Here is a 2,383-nt window from a genome sequence, read left to right on the forward strand (position 1 = left end):
TTGTCTAGCATCTAAAATAAAAATTGACGTTTCACGTTGTTTGTTTCGTTCAGTTTTCAAAGAACTACTTGGTCGCTCATTTGCGACTTCCTTATGTTAACATCTTCGTTAGTTAATGTCAACTAAGTTTTTTTATTTCGTTTGTCGCTTGCGACGTTATTGTCATCGGCGACTTTTCCTATATTACACCTCTATATAATAATAGTCAATATTAATCTTTCATTTTTTTTAAAAAGATGAAAAAGACTCTCATATCCCCCTTTTATTTCTCATACATATCAATAAGATAACTGAAAGGAGTGTAGAACTTGTTCAATCCTTCTTTATTACACATCATAAGCTCCCATTCAAGAAGCCCACACTATCATAGGAAGTTTCCAATCATTCTATTTTGGAGTCAAAAAAGCGGCTGTACTTCTCTTGCTAAGTGGTTCTTTTACCAGATTGATTTATTACAAACCGCTCTAAGTTATAGTCCTTTCATTCATAATTATGAATATGATATATACAAAAGTACACCTGCTTATAGTGTACGACTAGGAGTAGCGTTACGAGAAAAACAAAAAGAAACTTTTAAACTTGTTCGTAACCCTTATAGGAGAGCAGTCAGTTCTTTCGTATCCTTAATTGGACCTCCTTATATGGAAAATCCCGAATGGAAACCCATCCGAAAGTTTTTATATCAAGATGAAAATTCCTCCAAAGGGATCTCATTTAAACAATTTCTATACTATCTATTTATAAAAGGGGCTCACGCAAGTGATATTAACCCACATTTCACACAACAATATATAGCTGGTGAAGAAGAATATGTGACCAATTATATATACTTAGAAAACTTCGATCAGGAAATGAAAGAATTAGAAAAGCGTTTCGAATTAAAAACCGCACCAATAAATGAGTTCTCAACATCATGGCATCATCAAACTCCCGCCATGATTTATAAAGGGAATTTTAGCGAAGGCGATATTACTGATCCTTTATTTCCACGTCATCCAACTTTTGAAAGCTTTTATGATACTGAATGTATACAACTTGTCCAAACAATATTTCAAAATGATTTCGACACATATAAATACAGCAAAGAATATCCATACTAACTTTAGTCTATTATCTTTGCTAAATAAAAAAGATCCCTCATATATAAGGTATCTTTTTAACATTTCAATTATATAAATCATACTGTTTAACAGTCTCTATTCTCCACCTTGTTACCTTTTAATAGATTACATAACTTTTGCTTATCCGCCCATCCTACTCCAATTAAGACTAAACTCGCTCCCATTATTACTCTCCATGTCAGAGATTCATTTAATAGAATAATTGAAGTAATAATACTTATTAATGGTAATGCATTTAAATATAATCCGCTTACTGATGCTGAAACTCTCTCTAGCGCTTTATTCCAAAACCAATATGCTAAAATTGTTGCTCCAATAACAAGGTATATTACACTAAGTCCCGTTTTCCAAGTTTCAACCTTTGGAAGACCGTAATAAAAAATTTCTATCAGTGCAAACGGTAAGAGAATAACAGCTCCAATAATTAAAGTTAATGTTGTAAAAACCTCGTTTGATAAATACTGTTCTTGTTTTGGTCGTTTTAGCAAAACTGTGTAGAAAGCAAATAGAAAAGTACTTAATAATATTAGTATATCTCCTATTAAGGACACTTCTTGATTAGCACTTTTAGATGGAATCGTAATAAAGAGTACTCCTATAGCACCCAATATAATTCCTATCCAATAATTCAATCGAATTTTCTCTTTCAAAAAGAGTGCTGAAAAAAGAATTGTAACTAATGGTAATGCAGCATCTATAATACTCACATGTAATCCACTTGTTAAAGAAATGCCGTAGGATGTAAACATAAAATAACCAGCTACACCGGTAAAAGCTAACAAACTCATTCTTTTCCATGGAACTTTTTTATGTACAACTGATTTTTGTAATTCCTTAAATGAGAATAGCATACAAATTCCACCTGCAAAGAAAAGACGAATAAATAACAAAGTAAACGGCTGAATAGATTCTAACGCCCATTTTGTTGGCGCAATGGCTGTGCCCCATAATATAACAGCCACTAATAACATGCATATTTCTTTCATAATTCCCCACACCCATCAAAAATATATGTTAACTACCTTAATTATAGATTTTTTCTAATGTAAAATCCTTTAAAAGCACAAAAGGTTATGTAAGATCACAAACATTCTTTTTACATCTGGACTATATTCTTGAAAAGGTAATTCTTACCTTTAAATTTAAAATAATAAAAATAAACACAAAAAAACCTAAGTCAAAATAACTTAGGTTCTTGCTTGGCGACGTCCTACTCTCACAGGGACAAGGTCCCAACTACCATCGGCGCTAGAGAGCTTAAC

At 32.1% G+C, this 2,383-nt stretch carries 2 protein-coding genes; one reads left to right on the top strand and one right to left on the bottom strand.

The genetic code is table 11. From position 1 onward, the window contains the following. Positions 1-308: 308 nt before the first annotated feature. Positions 309-1,100 carry a sulfotransferase family 2 domain-containing protein gene (locus tag HMAS_RS27490; RefSeq protein WP_000483017.1) on the top strand — a complete coding sequence of 264 codons (792 nt, stop codon included), beginning with the start codon at positions 309-311 and terminating at the stop codon, positions 1,098-1,100. Positions 1,101-1,186: 86 nt separating this feature from the next. Here the strand turns inward: HMAS_RS27490 and HMAS_RS27495 are convergent, their stop codons facing one another. After that, entirely contained in the window at positions 1,187-2,107 is a 921-nt protein-coding gene (locus tag HMAS_RS27495; RefSeq protein WP_000658276.1) for a DMT family transporter, read from the bottom strand. Positions 2,108-2,383: the final 276 nt, after the last annotated feature.

The organism is Bacillus sp. HMA207, from assembly GCF_003402455.1.
Classification (GTDB): Bacteria; Bacillota; Bacilli; order Bacillales; family Bacillaceae_G; genus Bacillus_A; species Bacillus_A cereus.

What these genes read in the sequence shown, in the direction of transcription:
- HMAS_RS27495 (WP_000658276.1), bottom strand. Translation starts at nt 2,107, where the DNA reads ATGAAAGAAATATGCATGTTATTAGTGGCTGTTATATTATGGGGCACA.